General features: G+C 72.9%; 19 protein-coding genes. 15 read left to right on the top strand and 4 right to left on the bottom strand.

Going from position 1 to position 22,545, the window contains the following annotated elements; all coding sequences use genetic code 11:
• Positions 1-37 precede the first annotated feature (37 nt).
• Both ACTWQC_RS31390 and ACTWQC_RS31385 read right to left on the bottom strand, forming a co-directional pair.
• Entirely contained in the window at positions 38-1,477 is a 1,440-nt protein-coding gene (locus tag ACTWQC_RS31390) for an amino acid permease (protein WP_443319254.1), read from the bottom strand.
• 262 nt (positions 1,478-1,739) lie between these two features.
• Positions 1,740-2,492, bottom strand: a complete 753-nt coding sequence (locus tag ACTWQC_RS31385) for a FadR/GntR family transcriptional regulator (RefSeq protein ID WP_443319233.1) — start codon at positions 2,490-2,492, stop codon at positions 1,740-1,742.
• A 73-nt stretch (positions 2,493-2,565) separates the two neighbouring features.
• On the opposite strand from ACTWQC_RS31385, the gene ACTWQC_RS31380 reads away from it, so the two are divergent.
• From ACTWQC_RS31380 to ACTWQC_RS31365, 4 genes are all read left to right on the top strand, one after another.
• A complete protein-coding gene (locus tag ACTWQC_RS31380; RefSeq protein WP_443319232.1) occupies positions 2,566-3,933 on the top strand; it encodes a glutamine synthetase family protein in 1,368 nt (455 codons plus the stop codon).
• Between the two features lie 123 nt (positions 3,934-4,056).
• Positions 4,057-5,427, top strand: a complete 1,371-nt coding sequence (locus ACTWQC_RS31375; RefSeq protein ID WP_443319231.1) for an aldehyde dehydrogenase family protein — start codon at positions 4,057-4,059, stop codon at positions 5,425-5,427.
• A complete protein-coding gene (locus ACTWQC_RS31370; protein WP_443319230.1) occupies positions 5,424-6,239 on the top strand; it encodes a 3-oxoacyl-ACP reductase in 816 nt (271 codons plus the stop codon). Before ACTWQC_RS31375 ends, ACTWQC_RS31370 begins: the two co-directional genes overlap by 4 nt.
• 107 nt (positions 6,240-6,346) lie before the next feature.
• Entirely contained in the window at positions 6,347-7,357 is a 1,011-nt protein-coding gene (locus tag ACTWQC_RS31365; RefSeq protein WP_443319253.1) for a DUF2510 domain-containing protein, read from the top strand.
• Positions 7,358-7,432: 75 nt separating this feature from the next.
• Here ACTWQC_RS31365 and ACTWQC_RS31360 read toward each other — a convergent pair whose 3' ends face one another.
• Entirely contained in the window at positions 7,433-8,653 is a 1,221-nt protein-coding gene (locus tag ACTWQC_RS31360) for an amino acid deaminase/aldolase (protein WP_443319229.1), read from the bottom strand.
• A gap of 1,295 nt (positions 8,654-9,948) precedes the next feature.
• Between ACTWQC_RS31360 and ACTWQC_RS31355 the strand changes: the two genes are divergently transcribed.
• From ACTWQC_RS31355 to ACTWQC_RS31340, 4 genes are all read left to right on the top strand, one after another.
• Positions 9,949-10,869 (top strand): hypothetical protein, encoded by a 921-nt coding sequence (locus ACTWQC_RS31355; RefSeq protein ID WP_443319228.1) that lies wholly within the window; start codon positions 9,949-9,951, stop codon positions 10,867-10,869.
• A complete protein-coding gene (gene mycP / locus ACTWQC_RS31350; protein WP_443319227.1) occupies positions 10,866-12,224 on the top strand; it encodes a type VII secretion-associated serine protease mycosin in 1,359 nt (452 codons plus the stop codon). Before ACTWQC_RS31355 ends, mycP begins: the two co-directional genes overlap by 4 nt.
• Before the next feature lie 82 nt (positions 12,225-12,306).
• The gene (locus ACTWQC_RS31345) at positions 12,307-13,053 is read left to right on the top strand and encodes an SseB family protein (RefSeq protein WP_443319226.1); all 747 of its coding nucleotides are present in this window, start codon (positions 12,307-12,309) and stop codon (positions 13,051-13,053) included.
• Between the two features lie 57 nt (positions 13,054-13,110).
• Positions 13,111-13,923 carry an MIP family channel protein gene (locus ACTWQC_RS31340; RefSeq protein WP_443319225.1) on the top strand — a complete coding sequence of 271 codons (813 nt, stop codon included), beginning with the start codon at positions 13,111-13,113 and terminating at the stop codon, positions 13,921-13,923.
• Between the two features lie 106 nt (positions 13,924-14,029).
• Here the strand turns inward: ACTWQC_RS31340 and ACTWQC_RS31335 are convergent, their stop codons facing one another.
• Positions 14,030-14,413 carry a DUF1844 domain-containing protein gene (locus ACTWQC_RS31335; protein WP_443319224.1) on the bottom strand — a complete coding sequence of 128 codons (384 nt, stop codon included), beginning with the start codon at positions 14,411-14,413 and terminating at the stop codon, positions 14,030-14,032.
• Between the two features lie 389 nt (positions 14,414-14,802).
• Here ACTWQC_RS31335 and infC point away from each other — a divergent pair, with 389 nt between their 5' ends.
• The 7 genes from infC (at position 14,803) to ACTWQC_RS31300 (ending at position 22,281) form a co-directional block, all read left to right on the top strand.
• Positions 14,803-15,447 carry a translation initiation factor IF-3 gene (gene infC / locus ACTWQC_RS31330; RefSeq protein WP_443319251.1) on the top strand — a complete coding sequence of 215 codons (645 nt, stop codon included), beginning with the start codon at positions 14,803-14,805 and terminating at the stop codon, positions 15,445-15,447.
• Positions 15,448-15,567: 120 nt separating this feature from the next.
• Positions 15,568-15,762, top strand: coding sequence for a 50S ribosomal protein L35 (rpmI, locus tag ACTWQC_RS31325; RefSeq protein WP_443319223.1), 195 nt, complete (start codon positions 15,568-15,570; stop codon positions 15,760-15,762).
• A 100-nt stretch (positions 15,763-15,862) separates the two neighbouring features.
• Positions 15,863-16,246, top strand: a complete 384-nt coding sequence (rplT, locus tag ACTWQC_RS31320) for a 50S ribosomal protein L20 (protein ID WP_065002829.1) — start codon at positions 15,863-15,865, stop codon at positions 16,244-16,246.
• Between the two features lie 189 nt (positions 16,247-16,435).
• Positions 16,436-17,290 carry a TrmH family RNA methyltransferase gene (locus ACTWQC_RS31315; protein WP_443319222.1) on the top strand — a complete coding sequence of 285 codons (855 nt, stop codon included), beginning with the start codon at positions 16,436-16,438 and terminating at the stop codon, positions 17,288-17,290.
• Positions 17,291-17,329: 39 nt separating this feature from the next.
• A complete protein-coding gene (locus tag ACTWQC_RS31310; RefSeq protein ID WP_443319221.1) occupies positions 17,330-18,463 on the top strand; it encodes a sensor histidine kinase in 1,134 nt (377 codons plus the stop codon).
• Positions 18,464-18,583: 120 nt separating this feature from the next.
• Positions 18,584-19,729 carry a phenylalanine--tRNA ligase subunit alpha gene (gene pheS, locus ACTWQC_RS31305; protein ID WP_443319220.1) on the top strand — a complete coding sequence of 382 codons (1,146 nt, stop codon included), beginning with the start codon at positions 18,584-18,586 and terminating at the stop codon, positions 19,727-19,729.
• A complete protein-coding gene (locus ACTWQC_RS31300) occupies positions 19,729-22,281 on the top strand; it encodes a phenylalanine--tRNA ligase subunit beta (protein WP_443319219.1) in 2,553 nt (850 codons plus the stop codon). Before pheS ends, ACTWQC_RS31300 begins: the two co-directional genes overlap by 1 nt.
• Positions 22,282-22,545 lie beyond the last annotated feature (264 nt).

The raw sequence follows: 22,545 nt of genomic DNA, 5'->3' as shown, positions 1-22,545 counted from the left end.
GCTTCCCCTGTCCAACGGTCGTCCGTCCGGTCGCCCCTCAGAATTCCAGTTCGTGCTCGATGGCGGCCAGTTCTTCGGGTGTGCCCTGGACTTTCGGGCCGGTGAACCACTTGCGGGCCGACACCAGCCACCAGGTACCGGCGAAGCCGAGGACGATGACGACGGCGAGGGGGGTGTAGTTGAAGGTGGCCGCCGTGACCGGGCTGGTCGTCGGCAGCATGAAGAGCACGGAGATGACCACCGTCCACGCGACGGCGATGACGCCGACGGGCCTGCTCCAGCGGCCGAGGTGCCACGGGCCGCGCTGGAACCGCTCGCCCTGCAGCAGGCGGAGGAACGTGGGCAGGACGTAAGCGATGTACAGGCCGATCACGGCGATCGAGGTGACGGCCGCGTACGCCGTGGCGTTCCACAGGTACGGCAGGCCCAGCAGGAAGGCGCCCCCGGCGGCCAGCCAGACCGCGTTGGTCGGGGTCTTGGTCCGCTTGTTGATGCGGTGCCACACCCGCGAGCCCGGCAGGGCGCCGTCCCGGGAGAAGGCGTAGATCATCCGTGAGTTGGCCGTGACCGACGACATGCCGCAGAAGAACTGGGCGCCGATCGCGATGAGCAGGAGCAGCTTGCCGCCGGTGACGCCGAGCGCGTCGATGAAGATCTGCGCCGGCGGGACGCCGGTCGCGCTGCTCAGCGCGCCGTCGTAGTCCTGGATGGCGAAGGTGATGCCGACCAGCAGAATCCAGCCGGCGACCAGGGAGACGAGGATCGACATCACGATGCCCCGCGGGCCGGCCTTGGCCGCGTCGTGCGTCTCCTCGGTCATGTGCGCCGAGGCGTCGTAGCCCGTGAAGGTGTACTGCGCGAGCAGCAGGCCCAGCAGTCCGACGTAGAGGCCGGAGTGCCAGCCGGTGTTGTTGACGAAGTGCGTGAAGACGAAGGAGGCGGACTGGTGCTCCGACGGCACGACGACCAGTGTGCCCACGATGACCAGCACGCCCACCACGTGCCACCACACGCTGACGTTGCCGAGGAGGGAGATCAGCTTCACGCCGAAGGTGTTCAGCAGGCCATGCGCCACCAGCACCAGACCGAACAGCATGATCGTGTGCTCCGGGGTGGCGGCGAAGCCGAACTGCAGATCCAGCAGCGCGTTCAGGAAGAACGCCGCTCCGAAGTCGATGCCCGCGGTCACCGCCACCTGGCCGAGGAAGTTGAACCAGCCGGTGAACCACGACCACGCCGGGCCGTGTCTGGGGGCCAGCTTCGCCGCCCAGTAGTACAGGCCGCCCGCTGTCGGGTAGCTGGAGCAGACCTCGGCCATGGCCAGGCCCACGAACAGCGTCATGATGCCGACCAGCGGCCAGCCCCAGGTGATCAGGGCCGGTCCTCCGGTGTTCATCCCGAAGCCGTACAGCGTCAGGCAGCCGGAGAGGACCGAGATGATGGTGAAAGAGATGGCGAAGTTGGAGAACGCCGACATCGAACGGGCGAGTTCCTGGGCGTACCCGAGCTCGTGCAGACGTTGTTCGTCGCCTGACGGCCGATGTTCCTGCTCCGGCTCCGTCGCGTGTTTGTCGATGGACACAGACGCCTCCTCAGGCTGGGGCCTGCCTGGAATTAAAGGTTTGAGGCGATACCATTGCCCCGGGGTGCGGCCGTACGCAAGGGGCATGCGTTAAACACCGGTTACGAAACGGCCTCGGCTGCCGGGACGGTGCTCGGGAACGGACCCGTCCGCACGCTCACGTCAGGAAGCCACGCAGCAGCGCCGCCGTACCCGCGCAGTGCTCCCGCATCACCTCGCGCGCCGCGTCCGCGTCCCCCTCGAGCACCGCCCCGACCAGCGCGGTGTGCTGCTGCTGCGAGTGCTCCAGATTGCGCACCAGCAGCGGTATGCAGTTCAGCAGGTCGTTGACGGTGGCGCGGACGGCCGCGTACTGGGCGGCGAGCGAGGGCGATCCCGACAGATCGGCCAGGGTGAGGTGGAGCAGCGTGTCCAGCCGCCGGTAGTCGGAGAGCGGTGCCTCGTGCGTCGCGTCCAGCGCGGCCCGCAGCCGGTCCGCCTGCTCCTCCGGCAGCCCGTGCGCCGCGCACAGACCGGCCGCGCCCACCTCCAGGACCTCCCGGAACCGCAGGGTGTCCTCGAGGTCGACCTTCTCGATCCGCCGCCGCAGCTCGTCCTCGGCCCCGCCGCCCCTGGTCTCGCCGCCCGGCCGCTGGAGGACGAATGTGCCCCCGTACCGGCCGCGCCTGCTCTCCACCAGGCCCTCGTCCTGGAGTACCCGCAGTACCTCGCGCAGCGTCACCCGGCTCACCCCCAGCCGTTCCGCCAGTTCGCGCTCCGCCGGCAGCCGCTCGCCGTACGGGACCAGGCCGAGCCGCAGCACCTGGAGTATCTGCTCCAGCGCCTCCTCGAACCCGTTGCCCGCGCGCACCGGCCGCAGCACCGGCGCCAGCCGGTCCGCCGCGGAGCGCACCTCCTGCATGTCGCCCATCGAAGCCCTTCCCAATCAATGGTCTACAGGACTACCTTATGGCCTCCCGGCTGCACCGACAGGAGGCATTCCCGTGGCAGACCGCACACCCCCGCTCTCCGTCGACGAGCTCCGGCGACTCGTCGGCGCCGGGGAGATCGACACCGTCGTCCTCGCCTTCACCGACATGCAGGGAAGGCTCCAGGGCAAGCGGTTCGCCGCCCGCTTCTTCCTGGACGACGTCCTGGACCATGGCACCGAAGGCTGCAACTACCTCCTCGCCGTGGACGCCGACATGAACACCGTCGACGGCTACGCCATGTCCTCCTGGGAGCGCGGTTACGGCGACTTCGCCATGCACGGCGACACCGCCACCCTGCGCTGCACCCCCTGGAACCCCGGTACCGCCCTCCTCACCGCCGACCTGGCCTGGCACGACGGCGCCCCGGTCGCCGCTTCGCCCCGCCAGGTGCTGCGCCGCCAGCTCGACCGCCTCGCCGAGCACGGCTGGACCGCGTACGCGGGCACGGAGCTGGAGTTCATGGTCTTCAAGGACACCTACGAGGACGCCTGGGCCCGCGGCTACCGCGGCATGAACCCGGCCAACCTCTACAACGTCGACTACTCCGTCCTCGGCACCGGCCGCGTCGAGCCCCTGCTGCGCCGCATCCGCAACGAGATGGGCGCCGCGGGCATGATCGTGGAATCCGCGAAGGGGGAGTGCAACCTCGGCCAGCACGAGATCGCCTTCCGCTACGCCGACGCCCTCACCACCTGCGACCAGCACTCCATCTACAAGACCGGCGCCAAGGAGATCGCCTCGCAGGAGGGCATGGCGCTCACCTTCATGGCCAAGTACGACGAGCGCGAGGGCAACTCCTGCCATATCCACCTCTCGCTGCGCGACGACTTCGGCGAGCCCGTGCTCGCCGACGACCAGGGCCCGTACGGCATGTCGAAGACCATGCGGCACTTCCTCGCCGGACAGCTCGCCGCCATGCGCGACTTCACGCTCTTCTACGCACCGAACATCAACTCCTACAAGCGGTTCCGGCCCGGCTCCTTCGCCCCGACCGCCGTCGCGTGGGGACCCGACAACCGCACCTGCGCTCTGCGCGTCATCGGCCACGGGCACTCCCACCGCCTGGAGAACCGCCTCCCGGGCGGCGACGTCAACCCGTATCTGGCGGTGGCGGCCATGGTCGCGGCGGGTCTGTACGGCATCGAGCAGGAGCTGGAGCTCCCTGAGGCGTGTACCGGCAACGCCTACAAGGGTGACGCCGAGCACGTGCCCGCGACGCTCCGCGAGGCCGCCGAGCTGTGGGCCGCGAGCCCGATCGCCCGGGCCGCCTTCGGCGACAAGGTGGTGGAGCACTACCTCAACATGGCCCGCATCGAGCAGGAGGCGTACGACACCGCCGTCACGGACTGGGAGCGCTTCCGCTCCTTCGAGCGGATGTAGCCGGTTGTGTGCATTCGTTCCGCGGGCGGAACGGGTGGGCACAACCGGCCACCGGCGTGCAGCCGCGTATGAAACGGGAACCCCAGGGTGCCGTGGGCGGCGGAGCGAACCACAGGAGAGACCTTGCACGAGCTTCACGTCATCAACCCGGCGACCGAGGAGCCGGTCGCCACCATCGCGGCCGCGACCCCGCAGGACGTCGACGCCGCAGTCACCCGCGCCGCGCAGGCCCAGCGCGGCTGGGCGGCCCTGCCGCCCGGCGACCGGGCCCGCCAGCTGCGCCGTTTCGCGTCCGCCGTCGACGACCACCTCGAGGAGCTGGCCAGGCTGGAAGTCCGCGAGGCGGGCCACCCCATCGGCAACGCCCGCTGGGAAGCGGGCAACGCCCGCGACCTGCTCGACTACGCGGCCGGGGGAGTCGAGCGCCTGAATGGCCGTCAGATCCCGGTGGCGGGCGGCCTGAACGTCACCTTCCACGAACCCCTCGGCGTCGTCGCCGTCATCGCCCCGTGGAACTTCCCCATGCCGATCGCCGCATGGGGCACGGCCCCGGCCCTCGCCGCCGGAAACGCGGTGATCCTCAAGCCCGCCGAGACGACCCCGCTCACCGCCCTGCGGCTGGCCGGACTCGCCCTGGAGGCCGGGCTTCCCGAGGGCCTGTTCCAGGTCCTCCCCGGCGAGGGCCCCGTCGCGGGCAACACCCTCGTCGAGCACCCGGGCGTCGCCAAGGTCGTCTTCACCGGCTCCACCGCCGTCGGCAAGCAGATCATGGCCAAGTGCGCGGCGAGCGTGAAGCGGGTAACCCTCGAACTCGGCGGCAAGAGCCCCAACATCGTCTTCGCGGACGCCGACGTCGAGCAGGCCGCGGCCGCCGCCCCCGGTTCCTTCCTCGACAACACGGGACAGGACTGCTGCGCCCGCACCCGCATCCTCGTCCAGCGCAGCGTCCACGACCGGTTCATGGAGCTGCTGGAGCCCGCGGTGAAGGCCTTCACGGTCGGCGATCCGGCCGACCCCGCCACGCAGATGGGCCCGCTCATCTCCGCGGCCCAGCTGGAGCGCGTACGGTCCTACGTCCCCGAGAGCGCCCCTGCCGCGATCCGCGGTGAAGCCCCGGCGGGCAAGGGCTTCTGGTACCCGGCGACCGTCCTCGCCCCCGGCTCGCCCGACGCCCCCGTGGCCGTCGAGGAGATCTTCGGCCCGGTCGCGGTGGTCCTGCCCTTCGAGGACGAGGCCGACGCCGTACGACTCGCCAACGCCACCCCGTACGGCCTGTCCGGCTCCCTCTGGACCCGCGACGTGGGCCGGGCCATCCGCGTATCCCGCGCCGTGGCCGCGGGCAACCTGTCGGTCAACTCGCACAGCAGCGTGCGCTACTGGACCCCCTTCGGGGGCTTCGGCGAGTCCGGGCTCGGCCGTGAGCTGGGCCCCGGCGCGCTCACCGCCTTCACCGAGACCAAGAACGTGTTCATCAGCACCGAGGAGAGCAAGTGACCGAGCAGACGACCCGTCCCTTGCCTACGGCAGGGGGAACCCCAGTGTGCCGCCGCCTGGTCGGCCGCACCGCCGTGATCACCGGCGCGGGCAGCGGCATCGGCCTGGCCACCGCCCGTCGCTTCGCCTCCGAGGGCGCGAGCGTCGTGTGCGCCGACATCGACGAGACCGCGGGCAAGGCGGCCGCCGCCGAGACCGGCGGGCTCTTCGTCCCCGTCGACGTCACCGACTCCGAGCAGGTCGAGGCGCTGTTCAAGTCCGCGTACGACACGTACGGCTCGGTCGACATCGCCTTCAACAACGCCGGCATCTCACCGCCCGACGACGACTCGATCCTCGAGACGGGACTGGACGCCTGGAAGCGGGTGCAGGAGGTCAACCTCACCTCCGTCTACCTGTGCTGCAAGCACGTCATCCCCTACATGCAGCGCCAGGGCAAGGGCTCCATCGTCAACACCGCCTCCTTCGTGGCGAGGATGGGCGCCGCGACCTCCCAGATCAGCTACACCGCATCCAAGGGCGGGGTGCTGGCCATGTCGCGCGAGCTGGGCGTGCAGTTCGCTCGCGAGGGCATCCGGGTCAACGCCCTTTGCCCTGGCCCGGTCAATACCCCACTCCTCAAGGAGCTGTTCGCGAAGGACCCGGAGCGGGCGGCGCGCCGCCTGGTGCACGTGCCCGCGGGCCGGTTCGCCGAGCCCGAGGAGATCGCCGCGGCGGTGGCCTTCCTCGCCAGCGACGACTCGTCCTTCGTCAACGCGGCCGAGTTCCTCGTGGACGGCGGCATCGCGGGCGCGTACGTGACCCCGCTCTAGGCCTCTGGCGAGCCGAAGTGCCCGCGGCCCGGTGTGGAAGGGGCGCGTCCGCATTGCCGGACCCGGTGTACGGAGTAGAGGGCTCCCCTTAAGGTGACCGCGTGAGCATGACGACCCCGCCCGGCTGGTACACAGACCCCGGGCATACAGGCCAGGGCCCCACCCTGGAGCGGTGGTGGGACGGTTCCACGTGGACCGACTACACCCGCGAACCACAAGGCGCGGTGGCATCCCAGATACCGCCGCAGCACGAGGGCTTCGGCCCGCCGCAGCCGGCCGGCCCCCTGCTGTCGCCCGGCCCCGCCCTGCAGGGATACACCCCGTTCCCACCCGCGGGCAGTTCGCGCGGCAAGCCGTACGTGATCGGAGGCGCCGCCGCGGTCCTCGTCGCCGCACTCGTCGGCGGCATCGTCCTGCTGAGCGGCGACGGTGACGGCGACGGCGGCGGCGCGGACCAGGCCGGGGCGAATCCGACCGCAAGTGCCCGGACCCCGGGTCCCGGCGACGGCGGCGCGAACGGAGGCGGTGGAGGCAACTCCGTCCCCGACCCGGGCCCCAGCGGGGCTACGGACACCGCGCCCGACGTCGTCAACGGCATCTCGCTGCCCGTTCTCGACGGCTGGGAGGCGGGTCGCGTCGGATCGGGCGGCGCGGCCATCACCATCGGCCCGTACCCGTGCCCCGGCCTGCCGGACACGACGTGCGTGCGCGGCGGCGTCTTCAGCAGACCGGCCGCGGGCTACGACGCGAAGTCCGCCGAAGGCGTCGCCAAAGAGGACATCTCCAAGAACGCCCAGGCCTCCTATGGCAAGGACCCGAAGACCGGCAAGGAGATGTACGGCGGGGTCACGTCGAGCAGGGAGATGAAGTCCGTGGCCGTCACCGTCGCGGGCCGGAAGGGCTACCTGGTCCGCTGGAAGGTCGTCACGAAGAAGGGCGACGACGGCTACGTCCAGTCCCTGGTCTTCCCCTCGCCGAACGACGAACAGCGGCTCGTCCTGGTCCGCTTCGGCTTCGACGCGACCAAGGAAGCTCCGCCGCTCACCGACATGGACAGGATCACGCAGGGCATCAAGGCGCTGGCGCCGGGCAGCGGCGGCACGGGCGGCGCGGCCTGAGGCTTGAGACTCGAGCGAGCCGGCTCGGAGCAGCAGGGCACCACTCGTTCCCGCGAGCCGGCAGGGCCGAAGCGCTCAGAGGAAGGTGCGGCCCTCGCCCCGGTACGTCGGCGCCGTGCCGACGATCCGGTCGCCCTCGACGAGCTGCAGCTCGTCGAAGCGCTCGCACAGCTCACCCGCCTTCGCGTGCCGGAACCACACCTTGTCGGCGATGAGCAGGTCGTCCGCGGCCGTGCCCAGCAGCGGCGTCTGCACCTCGCCCGCGCCCTCCTGCGGGTCGTAGCGCAGCCCCTCCGGGAGGTACGGCTGCGGCAGCCGGTCCGCACCGGCGGCGCCCGACGCCGGATAGCCGCCGCCCAGCACCGTGACCACCCCGACGCCCGGCCGCCGGACCACGGGCTGGGCGAACAGCGCGGCCGGGCGGCCCGTGAACGACGTGTAGTTGTCGAAGAGCCGCGGCACGAACAGCCCGGACCCCGCGGCGATCTCGGTCACCGCGTCCTCCGCCGCGGTGTGTTGCACACTGCCGGTGCCGCCGCCGTTGACGAACTCCAGGTCCGGAACCACGGCCCGTACGGCACGCACCGCCTCCGCGCGCCGCGCCGAGAGCTCCTTCTTCGCCGCCGCCTGTATCAGCCGGATCGCGCGGGAGCGCAGCGGCCGCCCGGCGACCGCGTCGCCGACGCCCGCCACATGCCCCTCGTACGCCATGATGCCGACCACCCGGAAACCCGGGCGGCGCGCGATCGACCGGGCGAGATCGGCGAGTTGGGCGGGCGTGCGCAGCGGGGAGCGGCGCGCGCCGATGCGCACTCGGCCGCCCAGCAGCTGCAGCGAGGTGTCCAGCTCCAGGCAGACCCGGACCTCCTCGGCGCCTCCGGTGGCGCGACGCGCGGCGTCGATGAGGTCCAGCTGCGCCGCGTCGTCCACGACGACGGAGACCGCGCCCGCCAGCTTCGGATCACCGGTCAGCTCGGCGAACCGCTCGCGGTCCGCGGACGGGTACGCCAGCAGCACGTCGTCGAACCCCGAGCGGGCCAGCCACAGCGACTCCGCCAGCGTGAACGACATGATCCCCGCGAAACCGTCGCGCTCCAGGACCCGCTCGAGCAGCGCACGGCAGCGCACCGACTTGCTCGCGACCCGGACCGGCTTGCCCCGGGCGCGCCGTACGAGATCGTCGGCGTTGGCGTCGAACGCGGCCAGGTCGACGAGGGCGAGTGGCGCGTCGAGGTGTGCGGTCGCCCGGTCGTAGCGGGCGCGGTCGGCCGCGGGGCCTGCAGCGGGGGCTGGCATGAGCACACCTTGCCAGAATGCTGTTACCGCTGGGTAGAGGCAGGGTCGGGGCAAACCGGCCATGTGTCCGAGCGGGTTGCCGCCCGGCCCTCACCAGCCCGTAGAGTGACGCGAACGCCACGACTCGCCCGGGTCGTCGGCGGGATTGTCCACATACCAACCGGCCTGCCCCGAAAGGCGATCGGCGGCACGGCGAGCATAGGCGAGGGGGGCGGATGAGCGCCGAATCGCCGCGCGCGGCCTCGCCCCGCTCCTCCGACCTGCCTCCGGCCCCGGGCAACGCGCCGGCGCCGTCGGGCGCGGCAGCTGGCTCCGCGCCGGGCGCGGCGCCTGGATCCGTGCCGGGCGCGGCGCCGACGTCCGAACCGTGGGGCGCGGGCCCCGGTTCGGCGGAGGCGGCACCTGCGTCCACGTCGTCCGGGGCCGCGTCCGCGCCATCAGGCGCCGCGCCAACGGCCGCTCGGGCGGGCTCAGCGCGTGTATCCGTGCCGCCGCCTCCGGCGCACCCTCCGATGCCCCGGCAGCAGCCGGCGGCCGCAGGCCGCCCCGCCCCGCCCCGACCCGCTACGGCGCCCGGCGCCGATGACGGTACGCAGGCCCGGGCGTGGTACCAGGCGGCCCCTCCCGCGTCGCCGCCCCCGGCCCGCGCCCCCGGGCGACCTGACGGGATGCCACCCCAACCCGCTGCCGCTCCCGCCGTGCCGGCCGCCCCCGCCGGACCTCCGCCGGGCGCCTCCGACATCCCCGGCGCCCGCCGTGGCCAGGCCAATACGCCGGAGCCGCCGGGCGCTTCACCTGCGCCGGGCCCTTCACCTGCGCCGGGCGCTTCGCCCGCGCCGGAACGGTCGCCCGCGACCTCCCGCCCCGGCAGCCCGCCGCAGCCCCGGCGCCCCTGGGGGCCGAGCGAGGCCGCCGCTCCGGCCGATTCGTCGGCGCCGCCGCGGCCCGTCCGCCGGGAGGGCTCCGACGTCCCGGGCTCGGACGAGGGCGCCAACACGGGCCCTGACGCGAGCCCTGACGCGGTCGGCAGCGCCGACATTGCCCCCGGCCCGCCGGGACGCACCCCGGCCGCGGAGCCCGACCGCCCGGATCAGGCTCAGCCGGCCTCGTCCTCACCGAACTCGCCGTCCTCCTCGACGGGCTCGACCTCTGCGACTGCGGGCTCGGCGGGCCGTCCGGAGACCGCACCGCAGGACCGGCTCGCCTGGGGTCCGCCCGCGGCTCCTGCCGCGGGCCCCGAGGCGACAGCGCGTCCAGCTCACTCCGAGGGCCCGGGCGTCTGGGGCACGGGTGAGGTGCCGACCGCCTCAGGCGCCGCCTCCGAAGCCCCCGCGCGGGGTCAGGGCGGCGCGCCCTGGTACGGGGGCACAACCGGTCAACTGCCCCCGCCCTGGGACGTCCCGCAGGCGGGCCCGCAGCTGTGGGGGCACCCGTACCCCGCAAATCCGGCCGCGCGCCTGCGTCCGCCGGTCCGCGCGGCCGCCATCGCGGCGTGCCTCGTGCTCGGGCTCGGGCTCCTCGGCGGGGCGGCCGCCGGGAGCTGGCTCACCGGGGGCGGAGAGGACCAGCCCGCAGCGGGCGAGGCGTTCCACGAGGCCGGGGACCTGTGGCACAGCCTTCCCGTGGATCGGATCTTCCCGCGCACCGTGCGCGGCGAGGGCGCGGGCCCCGGCGGCGCCGACCGCATCTGGACGCGTGTCGCGGTCGCCCCGGACAGCACCTGCAAGGGCGCCTTCGACCCGCTGCTCGCCAAGGCCCTGTCGCCCGCGGGCTGCAAGAGGCTGCTGCGCGCCACGTACGTCGATGCGACCTCGAGCAGCCTGACCACCGTCGGGCTGGTGATCACCAAGGCGGACGCCGGGAGGATGCGCGCGCTGCGCCACCGCTTCACCTCCGAGGACCTCGGCGAACGCGGAGACCTGATGCCCAGGCCGTACGCGGCGAAGGGCACCGCAGCGGCTGGCTTCGGCGACGCGCAGCGTGCGAGTTGGGTGGTGCGCGTGCTGACGGACGTCCCGGCCGTCGTCTACGCCGTCACCGGCTTCGCCGACGCCCGCAAGGTTCCCGACCCGCAGCCCGCGCAGGAGGCGGCGGCCGCCGGTGCGACGTCGGCCCCGGGCCAGGCGGGGCTGGGCCACGATGCCCGCGGACTCGCGGACCGCATCGAGCGCGGCTTCCGCAAGGCCGCCGCCGCGGCAACGGAGGCCCCCTCATGACCCCGCCCGAGCCCACCGCGCCCGAGCCCACCGCACCCGAGCCCCGCACTCCGGACGCACCCGCTCGGCTCCGTAGACCCTCGGCGCCCCACGACGCCGCCCCACCCGAGGATGTGCCCGCCACCCCCGCCATCCCCGGCACCCCGGAACCCCCCGCGGGCCGCCCGCGCCGCGCCGCCCGCTCCGGAGCGAAGGCCACCGCCGTCGCCGCCGCGGCCGCGCTGCTCGCGCTGGGGCCCGCCGCGCCCGCGCAGGGCGATGTCATACGGGCCCAGGAGTGGGCGCTCGAGGCGCTCCGCGCCCAGGACGCCTGGCAGACGACGAAGGGCGACGGTGTGACCGTCGCCGTGCTGGACACCGGGGTCGACGACCGGCACCCGGACCTCGAGGGCCACGTGCTCGCCACCAAGGACCTGGTCGGGTTCGGCGCGAGCCGCGGCGACCGCTCGTGGGCACGGCACGGCACGGCCATGGCCGGGATCATCGCGGGCCACGGGCACGGCCCGGGCCGCGAGGACGGCGTACTCGGCGTCGCCCCCGAAGCCAGGATCCTGCCGGTCCGGGTGATCCTCGAGGACAGCGACCCGGCCCGGAAGAAGGCCCGCGGCTCCCGCGCCGGGGCGCTCGCCCAGGGGATCCGCTGGGCCGCCGACCACGGCGCCGACGTGATCAACCTCTCGCTCGGCGACGACAGCAAGTCGGCACACCCCGAGGCCCAGGAAGACGCGGCCGTCCAGTACGCCCTGCGCAAGGGCGCCGTCGTGGTCGCCTCCGCGGGCAACGGAGGCGAGGACGGCGACCGCGTCTCGTACCCGGCCGCCTATCCCGGCGTGATCGCCGTGACCGCCGTCGACCGCTACGGCTCGCGCGCGCCCTTCTCCACCCGCCGCTGGTACGCCACCGTCTGCGCCCCCGGCGTCGACGTGGTGATCGCCGACCCCGACCGCCGCTACTACGAGGGGTGGGGCACCAGCGCGGCCGCCGCCTTCGTCTCGGGCGCCGTCGCGCTCGTCCGCTCGGCGCACCCCGAACTGAGCCCCGCTCAGGTCAAGGAGCTCCTCGCCGACACCGCGCGGAACTCCCCGGAGGGCGGGCGCAGCGACGACCGCGGCGCGGGCCTGGTGGACCCGGCGGCGGCGATCAAGGCCGGAGCGAAGCTGAAGCCGCGCGCGCAGCAGCCGGTCCCGGCGCAGTACGGGCAGCGCTACTTCGGGCCCGGACCCGACCGGACGCGTCAGGAGGAAGACGGCGTCGGCTGGCCGGCCGCCGTGGCCGGGACGGCTGGGGCGGCGCTTCTGGTCGCGGCTTTCGCGCTCTGGCACGCCGCCAGGCGTCCGCAACCCCCGGTCCTCTGACGGCAGGCGGCGCGCAGCCCGGCCGCCCGGTGGCGGCCCGGCCGGGCGAACCCGCTCGCAGCCCGGCGGATACCCTCGACGCGTGGCGCTCAAGAACATCCCGGACTCCGGCTTCTCCGACGACGACGGCTCCGCCGACCCCCGCCTGGCCGCAGCGCTCGCCGCGTACGCCGATGACCGTGCCGCCGAGCCGCAGGTGCTGTCGGCACTGCCCTGCGCCCGGCTTCTCGTGCCGGTGGTCGCCGTCCTCGGAGAGGCGGAGACCGGCCCGGACGGCCTGCGCCGCGAGAAGACGAGCGACATGGCCGTTCCGACGCTGAAGGGCCCCGGGGGCCGCCGGGCGCTGCCCGCCTTCACCTCCACCGAGACGCTGGCCCGCTGGGATCCGGAGGCCCGGCCCGTGGCCGTACCGCTGCACCAGGCGCTGCAGGCGGCCGCCCATGAGCGGGCCGACACGGTCGTCCTCGACCTCGCGGGCCCCGTGCCCTACCAGCTGACAGGCCCCGCCCTGCTCGCCGTCGCCGAGGGCCGGCAGTCCACGGATCCGCTGGCCGACCCGGCCGTCGCAGAGGCGGTACGGACGGTGGTGGCGCACGAGTCCGCCGTGCTGCGGGCCCACTTCACGCCGGGCGGTGAGGCCGACGGCACCCTGGCCCTGGCGCTCGCGCCCGGCGCCCCGGCTCGCGAGGTGGCGCAGCGGGTGGCCACGGCGCTGGCCACCGACGAGGTGCTGCGGGCACGGCTGGTGCGCGGCCTCGACATGGCGCTGGTGCCCCCGGAGACCGCGATCCCCGGCGAACCGCTCTTCGTCCGAGCCCAGCAGGCGTAATGTCCGCACTCGCCCCACAATGCAAAGAAACTGAGTGATCTTTGCGAGGTGGGCGAGATGGAGACGACGGCACCCACGGTGGGCCTCCCGGGCGGGGTCGATACGCGCACGGTCGTATCCGAGTTCCTCGGGACCCTGCTGCTCGTGTTCTTCGGGGTCGGCTCCGCCGTCCTGGGCGCCGAGTACATCGGCACCGTCGGCATCGGGCTGGCCTTCGGTTTCGCGCTGCTCGCGCTCGCCTACGCCCTCGGCCCGATCTCGGGCTGCCACCTCAACCCCGCGGTCACGCTGGGCATGCTGATGGCCAAGCGCCTCAGCGTCCGCAGGGCGGTGGAGTACTGGATCGCGCAGCTGCTCGGCGCCATCGTAGGCGCCGCCCTGCTGCTGATGGTGGCCAAGCAGGTGCCGGGGCTCGAGGTCACCGGCGCCTTCGGCACCAACGGCTACGGCTACCGCTCCGCCCTGGGGATCAACATCTTCGGCGCGTTCGTCGCCGAGATCCTGCTGACCTTCCTGCTGGTCTACGTCTATCTGGCGGTGACGCGCAACCTCGTGCTCATCGGCTTCGCCGCCCTGCCGGTCGGTCTGACGCTCGGTCTGGTGCAGCTGGTCGGCATTCCGCTCACGGGCACTTCGGTCAACCCGGTCCGCAGCCTGGGCCCCGCGATCTTCGCGGGTTCGGCGCCCATGGCGCAGGTGTGGCTGTTCCTGATCGCACCGCTGGTCGGCGGAGTGCTCGCCGCGCTCGTACACGCCGTCACGCACGGCGGTGAGACGCTCGGCATCACCCGGCCGGCCGCGGGCGCCCCGCCGGAGGAGAACGCGGAGGCCGGGGCAGCGCCCCCGCCCCCGGAGGCGGGCCGCTCGTAGCGACCAACCAGATCAACCAGATCAACCGGAATGACCGGCAAGACCGGCAAGACCGGCAAGACCGGCAAGACCGGCAAGACCCAGCGACCGGAAACGACCGTGACGGTCAGCCGTACACCGGCCCCGTGAACTTCTCGCCCGGGCCCTCTCCCGGCTCGTCCGGCACCGCGGACGCCTCGCGGAAGGCCAACTGCAGCGACTTCAGCCCGTCCCGCAGCGGCGACGCGTGATACGAACCGACCTCCGTCGCGCTCGCCGTGACCAGACCGGCCAGCGCTGTGATCAGCTTCCGCGCCTCGTCCAGGTCCTTGTGCTGCTCGCCCTCCTCGGCGAGCCCCAGGTTGACCGCGGCGGCACTCATCAGGTGTACGGCCACGGTCGTGATCACCTCGACGGCGGGCACGTCCGCGATGTCGCGGGTCATCGTGTCGAAGTCGGGGGCCTGCCCCTCGGGCTGGGGAGTCGGCTGCTGCGGGGTGGCGTCGCTCATGCTCAGGACTTCTTTCGACTGGACGGCAGCCCCCACCCTATGGCCCCGCGCCCCCTGCGCACGTGGGTGGTGGGGTCTCCGGACGCTGGTATGCTTGACAAACGACCGGCCGGACACGCCAGTGCCCGGCCCGCAAGTGGAGGCTCCGATCTCCCACCTGGCCGGCCCTCGGGCCGGCGGGTCACCGGTCAGGCGGTGCCCATCGTCCCGTAAGGGCGATGGAAGCCGCTCGATGCGCCCCGCGGAACAGCGCGGCGGTGCTCCCGGTTGTGAGGAGCCCCGCCTGTGACCGTTCGGGGCGTTTTTCGCGTCCTGCGGGCGGGGTCGACGACAGACAACGTAACGCGGCTGTCCGCCAGGCATTCGCGTGGTGCAACCGAGGAGGCCCCATCAGCGCCGAGCCCCGCATCAACGACCGGATCCGAGTCCCCGAGGTGCGACTTGTCGGTCCCAGTGGCGAGCAGGTCGGCATCGTGCCGCTTGCCAAGGCACTGGAGCTTGCGCAGGAGTACGACCTCGACCTGGTCGAGGTCGCGGCGAACGCCCGTCCGCCCGTGTGCAAGCTCATGGACTACGGGAAGTTCAAGTACGAGTCGGCCATGAAGGCCCGTGAGGCGCGCAAGAACCAGGCGCACACGGTCATCAAGGAGATGAAGCTCCGGCCGAAGATCGACCCGCACGACTACGACACCAAGAAGGGTCACGTAGTCCGGTTCCTCAAGCAGGGCGACAAGGTCAAGATCACGATCATGTTCCGCGGCCGCGAGCAGAGCCGTCCCGAGCTGGGATACCGGCTGCTGCAGAGGCTCGCGGAGGACGTCCAGGAGCTCGGCTTCGTGGAGTCGAACCCGAAGCAGGACGGCCGAAACATGATCATGGTTCTCGGTCCGCACAAGAAGAAGACCGAGGCGATGGCCGAAGCCCGCGAGGCGGCCGCCGCCCGCAAGGCGGAGCGCCAGGGCGTTGCCCACATGGACCAGTCTCCGGGGCACCACTCCACGGAGCAGCCCGCCGAGGAGCCTTCCGAGGCGTGATCCTGGGTTCTCCGGGATCGCCGGGGTCCCCGCCCCGGATACCAACCGAAACAACTGACGCTCCCGTATGCCGGTTTCCCCGGCGCGCGGGAGCGCCACCGACGAGGAGAGAACGGCGCTATGCCGAAGAACAAGACGCACAGCGGTGCCAGGAAGCGCTTCAAGGTCACCGGCTCCGGCAAGGTCCTGCGCGAGCGCGCCGGCAAGCGCCACCTGCTCGAGCGCAAGTCGTCCCGTCTGACGCGTCGCCTCACCGGCAACGCCGAGATGGCCCCGGCCGACGCCAAGAAGATCAAGAAGCTTCTCGGCAAGTGACGTCGAGCGCCCCGGCCCGCCCCGGGGCGGCCGTCTGAGACCGGGACCCATTCGATCCGGGCCGTGTGAGGCACCGCGGCCCCGTACAAGGAGTTAACAAGTGGCACGCGTCAAGCGGGCAGTCAACGCCCACAAGAAGCGCCGGGCGATCCTCGAGCAGGCCAGCGGCTACCGCGGGCAGCGCTCTCGCCTGTACCGCAAGGCGAAGGAGCAGGTCACCCACTCCCTCGTCTACAACTACAACGACCGCAAGAAGCGCAAGGGCGACTTCCGTCAGTTGTGGATTCAGCGGATCAACGCCGCTGCCCGCGCCAACGGCATCACCTACAACCGCTTCATCCAGGGCCTGAAGGCCGCCAACGTCGAGGTGGACCGCAAGATCCTGGCCGAGCTCGCGGTCAACGACGCGACCGCGTTCGCGGCGCTGGTCGAGGTGGCGCAGAAGGCGCTGCCGAGCGACGTCAACGCGCCGAAGGCCGCCTGAGCCGCAGCCGAGAGCGTGACCGGACCCGCAGGCCCCCTCCCGGGCCTGCGGGTCCGGTCGTGTCAGCGGCCCGGCCGCGCGGCAGCCGCTGCACGACCGGACGGCTACCGGCGGCGGACAGCCTGCCCGTGACACCGGCCGCATGATGGCCGTAACCCTCGAACCGACCCCGGAAGTGAGTGCACCAGCATGGCGGCCCCCGAGCTCATCTCCCCGCGGTCCCAGCGCGTGGCCGCGGCCCGGCGGCTGGCCCGGCGCAACTTCCGCGGCAAGGAACGCCGGTTCCTCGCCGAGGGGCCGCAGGCGGTGCGGGAGGCGGTCGGGCACCGCAGCGACGGCGAGCCCACCCTGATCGAGCTCTTCGCCACCGTCGAGGCCGCCGAGCGGTACGAGGGCATCGTCGCCGAGGCCCGTGCCGAGGGCGCCCGGGTGCACCTCGCGGCCGACTCCGTGATCGACGAGCTCTCGCAGACCGTCACCCCCCAGGGCCTGGTCGGCGTCTGCCGCTTCCTCGACCGGCCCTTCGACGAGATCCTCCAGGCCCGGCCGAAGCTGGTCGCCGTCCTCGCCCATGTCCGCGACCCCGGCAACGCCGGGACCGTGCTGCGCTGCGCGGACGCCGCGGGCGCCGACGCCATCGTCCTCACCGACGCCTCCGTCGACGTCTACAACCCCAAGTCCGTACGGGCCTCCGTCGGCAGCCTCTTCCACCTCCCGCTCGCCGTCGGCGTACCCGTCGAGCAGGTGGTGGCGGGCCTGAAGGGCGCGGGTGTACGGATCGTGGCCGCCGACGGCGCCGGCCTGCGCGATCTGGACACCGAGCTCGACGAGGGCGTCCTCGGCCGCCCCACCGCCTGGATCTTCGGCAACGAGGCGTGGGGCCTGCCGGAGGAGACCCGCGCCCTCGCGGACGAGGTGGTGCGTGTTCCTCTTCACGGAAAGGCCGAGAGCCTGAACCTCGCGACGGCCGCGGCCGTATGCCTCTACGCGTCGGCTCGCGCGCAGCGTGCTTCCGGAGGGTGCCGTTCCGTCACCCAGAGCTAGTAATGTTGCCGCCCGGGGCCCTAGCGGGGGGTGGGGGGTATGGACGTGGGAACTTCGGACCAGTGCACGGAGGATGGCAGTGCGCTGGACACCCGCGCCGTCCCGGAGCGGGGCCTCGCCGGTCACGGCCTGCATCCGGACGAGCTGCCCGACGGCCTCGTCGTCGCGGACGAGACCGGCCGGGTCGTCTGCTTCAATGCCGCGGCCGCCCGGATCACCGCCCGCCGCGCCGAGGAGATGATCGGCCTGTCCGTGGAGCGGGCACTGCCGCTCGAGGACCTCGAAGGCCGCCGCTGGTGGACCGTCACCGACCCGTACGGCGGCCTCGCCATCCGCGCCGGGCAGCCGGAGCGCAATCTGCTGCTCCCCGGGGGCCGCGAGGTGCTGGTTTCCGCCCGCTATGTCCGCAGGCGGCCCACCGGCCCCGTGTACCGGCTGGTGGTCTCGCTGCGCGGCACCGAGGCGCGCCGCCGCACCGAGCGCAGCCACGCCGAGCTGATCGCCACCGTCGCCCACGAGCTGCGCTCCCCGCTCACCTCCGTCAAAGGCTTCACCGCGACCCTGCTCGCCAAGTGGGAGCGGTTCACGGACGACCAGAAGAAGCTGATGCTGGAGACCGTCGACGCCGACGCCAACCGCGTCACCCGGCTCATCGCCGAGCTGCTCGACATCTCCCGGATCGACTCCGGCCGCCTGGAGGTCCGCCGCCAGCCCGTCGACATGGTGGCGGCCGTGACGCGCCATGTGGCCGGGCTGACCAGCACGGGCCACAACCCCGAGCGCTTCTTCATCCACGTGCCGGACCCGCTGCCCGATCTGTGGGCCGACCCCGACAAGATCGACCAGGTGCTCGGCAACCTGCTGGAAAACGCGGTGCGCCACGGCGAGGGAAAGGTCACCATTGAGGTGACACCCACGCCCACCCGTACGGACACGGAAGGAACGGCCGTCACCGTGAGAGACGAGGGCCCCGGCATCCCCGAGGAGTCGATGGACCGCGTCTTCACCCGCTTCTGGCGGGGCAGCAAGCGCGGCGGCACCGGCCTGGGGCTGTACATCGTCAAGGGCATCGTGGAGGCGCACGGCGGCACGATCGAGGTCGGCAGGGCCCCCGGCGGCGGCGCCCAGTTCCGATTTACGTTGCCCGTGGGCGCCCCGGCCTTCCTGGCCTGAGCGCCCGCGGGCTCATGAGGCCTCCCGCGCCCCGTAGACTCGACCTTTGGCACCTTTGGCAGCCTCGGCCGCCCTGCCACCGAGCGCGGGCCGCGCCAGCTATCGGAAACACGGGAAGAGATGTCGGCACCCAATAAGTCGTACGACCCTGTCGAGGTCGAGGCACTGAAACCGGAAGAGATCGCCCGCATGCGGGACGAGGCGCTCGCCGCCATCGCCGCAGCCCGCGACCTCGAGGCCCTGCGCGAGGTGAAGGTCGCCCACGCCGGCGACCGCTCGCCGCTCGCCCTGGCCAACCGCGAGATCGGCGCGCTGCCCCCGCATGCCAAGGCCGACGCGGGCAAGCGCGTCGGCGGCGCCCGCGCGGAGGTCGGCCGCGCCCTCAAGGCGCGTCAGGAGGAGCTGGAGGAAGAGCGCGACGCGCGCGTGCTGGTCGAGGAGGCGGTGGACGTCACGCTGCCGTACGACCGCACGCCGGCCGGCGCCCGGCACCCGCTGACGACGCTGATGGAGCGCATCGAGGACGTCTTCGTCGCGATGGGCTACGAGGTCGCCGAGGGGCCCGAGGCCGAGGCCGAGTGGTTCAACTTCGACGCGCTGAACTTCCCGCCGGACCACCCGGCTCGCGCCATGCAGGACACCTTCTTCGTCCAGGGCCCTACTGGTGCCGATAGCGGCTCCGCCGCGGGTGACGCCGACTCCGGAGTCGTGCTGCGCACCCACACCTCCCCGGTGCAGATCCGCGCGATGCTCGACCGCGAGCCGCCCGTCTACGTGATCTGCCCCGGGCGGGTGTTCCGTACGGACGAGCTGGACGCCACCCACACGCCGGTCTTCCACCAGGTCGAGCTGCTCGCCGTCGACGAGGGCCTGACCATGGCCGACCTCAAGGGCACGCTCGACCACATGGTCCAGGCGCTCTTCGGCGAGGGCATGAGCACCCGGCTGCGGCCGAACTACTTCCCCTTCACCGAGCCGTCCGCCGAGATGGACATGCAGTGCTACGTCTGCCGCGGCGCCTCGGTCGGCAACCCGGACCGCCCCTGCCGCACGTGCAGCAGCGAGGGCTGGATCGAGCTGGGCGGCTGCGGCATGGTCAACCCGCGCGTGCTGATCGCCTGCGGCGTCGACCCGGAGAAGTACAGCGGATTCGCCTTCGGGTTCGGCATCGAGCGGATGCTGATGTTCCGCCACAACGTCGAGGACATGCGAGACATGGTCGAGGGTGACGTGCGCTTCACCCGGCCTTTCGGGATGGAGATCTGATGCGGGTCCCGCTTTCCTGGCTGCGGGAGTACGTCGACCTGCCGGCCGGTGAGACCGGTCGTGACGTACAGGCCAAGCTCATTGCCGCAGGGCTCGAGGTCGAGACGGTCGAGCAGCTCGGCGCCGGCCTCAAAGGCCCCCTGGTGGTCGGCAAGGTCCTCGCCATCGAGGAGCTGACGGAGTTCAAGAAGCCGATCCGCTGGTGCCAGGTGGACGTCGGCACCGCCAACGGGACCGGCGAGCCGCAGAACCTCATCTGCGGCGCCCGGAACTTCGCGGTCGGCGACAAGGTCGTCGTGGTCCTCCCCGGCGCCGTACTGCCCGGCGACTTCCACATCTCCGCGCGCAAGACGTACGGCAAGACCTCCGAGGGCATGATCTGCTCGGCCGCCGAGCTGGGCATGTCCGAGGACCACGACGGCATCATCGTGCTCCCGCCCGAGTACGAGGTCGGCACCGACGCCATCGAGCTGCTGGAGCTGAACGACGAGGTCCTCGACATCGCCGTCACCCCCGACCGCGGCTACTGCCTGTCCATGCGCGGGGTCGCGCGCGAGGCCGCCATCGCGTACGGGCTGCCGCTGCGCGACCCGGCGCTGCTGGACGTGCCCGCGCCCAACTCGTACGGCTACCGCGTCAAGGTCGAGGACCCGCAGGGCTGCGACCGCTTCATCGCCCGTACGGTCACGGGGCTCGACCCCGAGGTGCGCTCCCCGATCTGGCTGCAGCGGCGGCTGCAGAAGGCCGGGATGCGGCCGGTCTCGCTCGCCGTCGACATCACCAACTACGTGATGCTGGAGCTCGGGCAGCCGCTGCACGCGTACGACCGGTCCCGGATCGACGGGCCGATCGGCGTGCGCCGCGCTATCCAGGGCGAGAAGTTCACCACCCTCGACGGCGCCCACCGGGCCCTCGACTCCGAGGACCTGGTGATCACCGACAACTCCGGGCCCATCGGGCTCGCGGGCGTCATGGGCGGCGCGAACACCGAGATCGCGGAGCCGGTGACCGACCCCGAGACGGGCGCAGTGACATCAGCCGCTGACGCGGCGGGCAAGGGAACCACCGAGGTGGTCATCGAGGCCGCGCACTTCGACCCGGTCGCGATCGCCCGCACATCCCGCCGCCACAAGCTCTCCTCCGAGGCGTCCAGGCGTTTCGAGCGCGGCGTCGACCCGGAGGCCGCGTCCGCGGCGGCGCAGCGGACCGTGGACCTGCTGGTGCTGCTCGCGGGCGGCACCGCCGAGGCCGGGGTCACCGAGGTCGTCACCCCGTCCGGGCCGCGCACGGTCGGTATCCGTGCCGACCACCCGGACCGCGTCGCGGGCGTCGCGTACGGCCGTGAGACTGTGGTCCGCCGCCTCCAGCAGGTCGGCTGCGACGTCTACGGGCAGGACGAGTTGATCGTCACGGTGCCCAGCTGGCGGCCCGACCTCCGCGACCCCAACGACCTCGCCGAGGAGGTCATCCGGCTCGAGGGCTACGAGAACCTGCCGTCGACCCTGCCCCGGCCGCCCGCCGGCCGCGGCCTGACCGAGCGCCAGCGGCTGCACCGCAGGGCCGGGCGCGCGCTGGCCGGAGCCGGCTACGTCGAGGCGCTGAACTACCCGTTCATCAGCGAGGAGGTCTTCGACCAGCTCGGCCTCGACCCGGAGGACACCTGCCGCCGCGTGGTCAAGCTCGTCAATCCGCTGTCGGACGAGGAGCCCGCGCTGCGCACCGCGCTGCTGCCCGGCCTGCTCGGCGCGCTGCGCCGCAACCACGGGCGCGGCACGCACGACCTCGCGCTCTTCGAGACCGGGATCGTCTTCCTCGCCGGTGAGGAACCGGGGAGGGCGGCGATCCTGCCGGTCGACCGGCGCCCCACGGACGAGCGGATCGCCGAGCTGGACGCGGCGCTGCCCGCCCAGCCGCGGCACGTGGCCGTCGTCCTCGCGGGCGCCCGCGAGCAGGCGGGCTGGTGGGGCGGGGGCCGCCCGGCCGATTGGGCTGACGCGGTCGAGGCGGCCCGTACGGTCGCTCGCGAGGCCGGCGCGGAACTGATCGTGCGCCAGGGCCAGTACGGGCCCTGGCACCCGGGCCGATGCGCCGGGCTCCACGTGGTCATCGACGGCGAGGAGGAGCTCCTCGGCTTCGCCGGGGAGCTGCACCCGCGCGTGGTCAAGACGCTGGGCCTGCCGGAGCGCACGTGCGCGATGGAGCTCGACCTGGACCGCCTGGAGCGGGCCGTCACCGGTCCTCTGGAGGCGCCGCGCGTCTCCACCTTCCCGGTGGCCACCCAGGACGTCGCGCTCGTCGTGGACGCCTCCGTGCCGACTGCCGACGTGGAGGCCGCGCTGCGCGCGGGTGCGGGCGAACTGCTCGAGTCGCTGCGGCTGTTCGACGTCTTCACCGGCGAGCAGATCGGCGAGGGCAAGAAGTCGCTGGCCTACGCGCTGCGCTTCCGGGCGCCCGACCGCACGCTCACGGCGGAGGAGGCCTCCGCGGCGCGCGACGCGGCGGTGGCGGCGGCCGCGGAGCGAGCGGGCGCCACCCTCCGCGGGTCGTCGTAACGGCCCGTACCCCGCGCCGAGGATTCGAAGGGGCGCCCCCGGTTGCCGGGGGCGCCCTTTCGAGGCTTCCGGCCGCCTGCCGCCGGGCCGTGCCCCGCGCCCGTGCGGCGCGGGCGAGCCGGGCGCGCGGCCCGTGCGGATGCGGGGCCGCGCCGCACGGGCCGGCGCCGGGCGACACGTACGCCCTCGGTGGGTGGTGGTACAGGTTCGGGCCTGTGCGCCCTTTGGGTCGGGATCACACGATCGTGTGAGATCTCGACGGAC

The sequence above is a fragment of the Streptomyces sp. 8N616 genome, assembly GCF_052246385.1.
Lineage (GTDB): Bacteria > Actinomycetota > Actinomycetes > Streptomycetales > Streptomycetaceae > Streptomyces.
The sequence above is the reverse complement of the archived record's forward strand: the minus strand, read 5'-3'. Positions and strand labels throughout refer to the sequence as shown.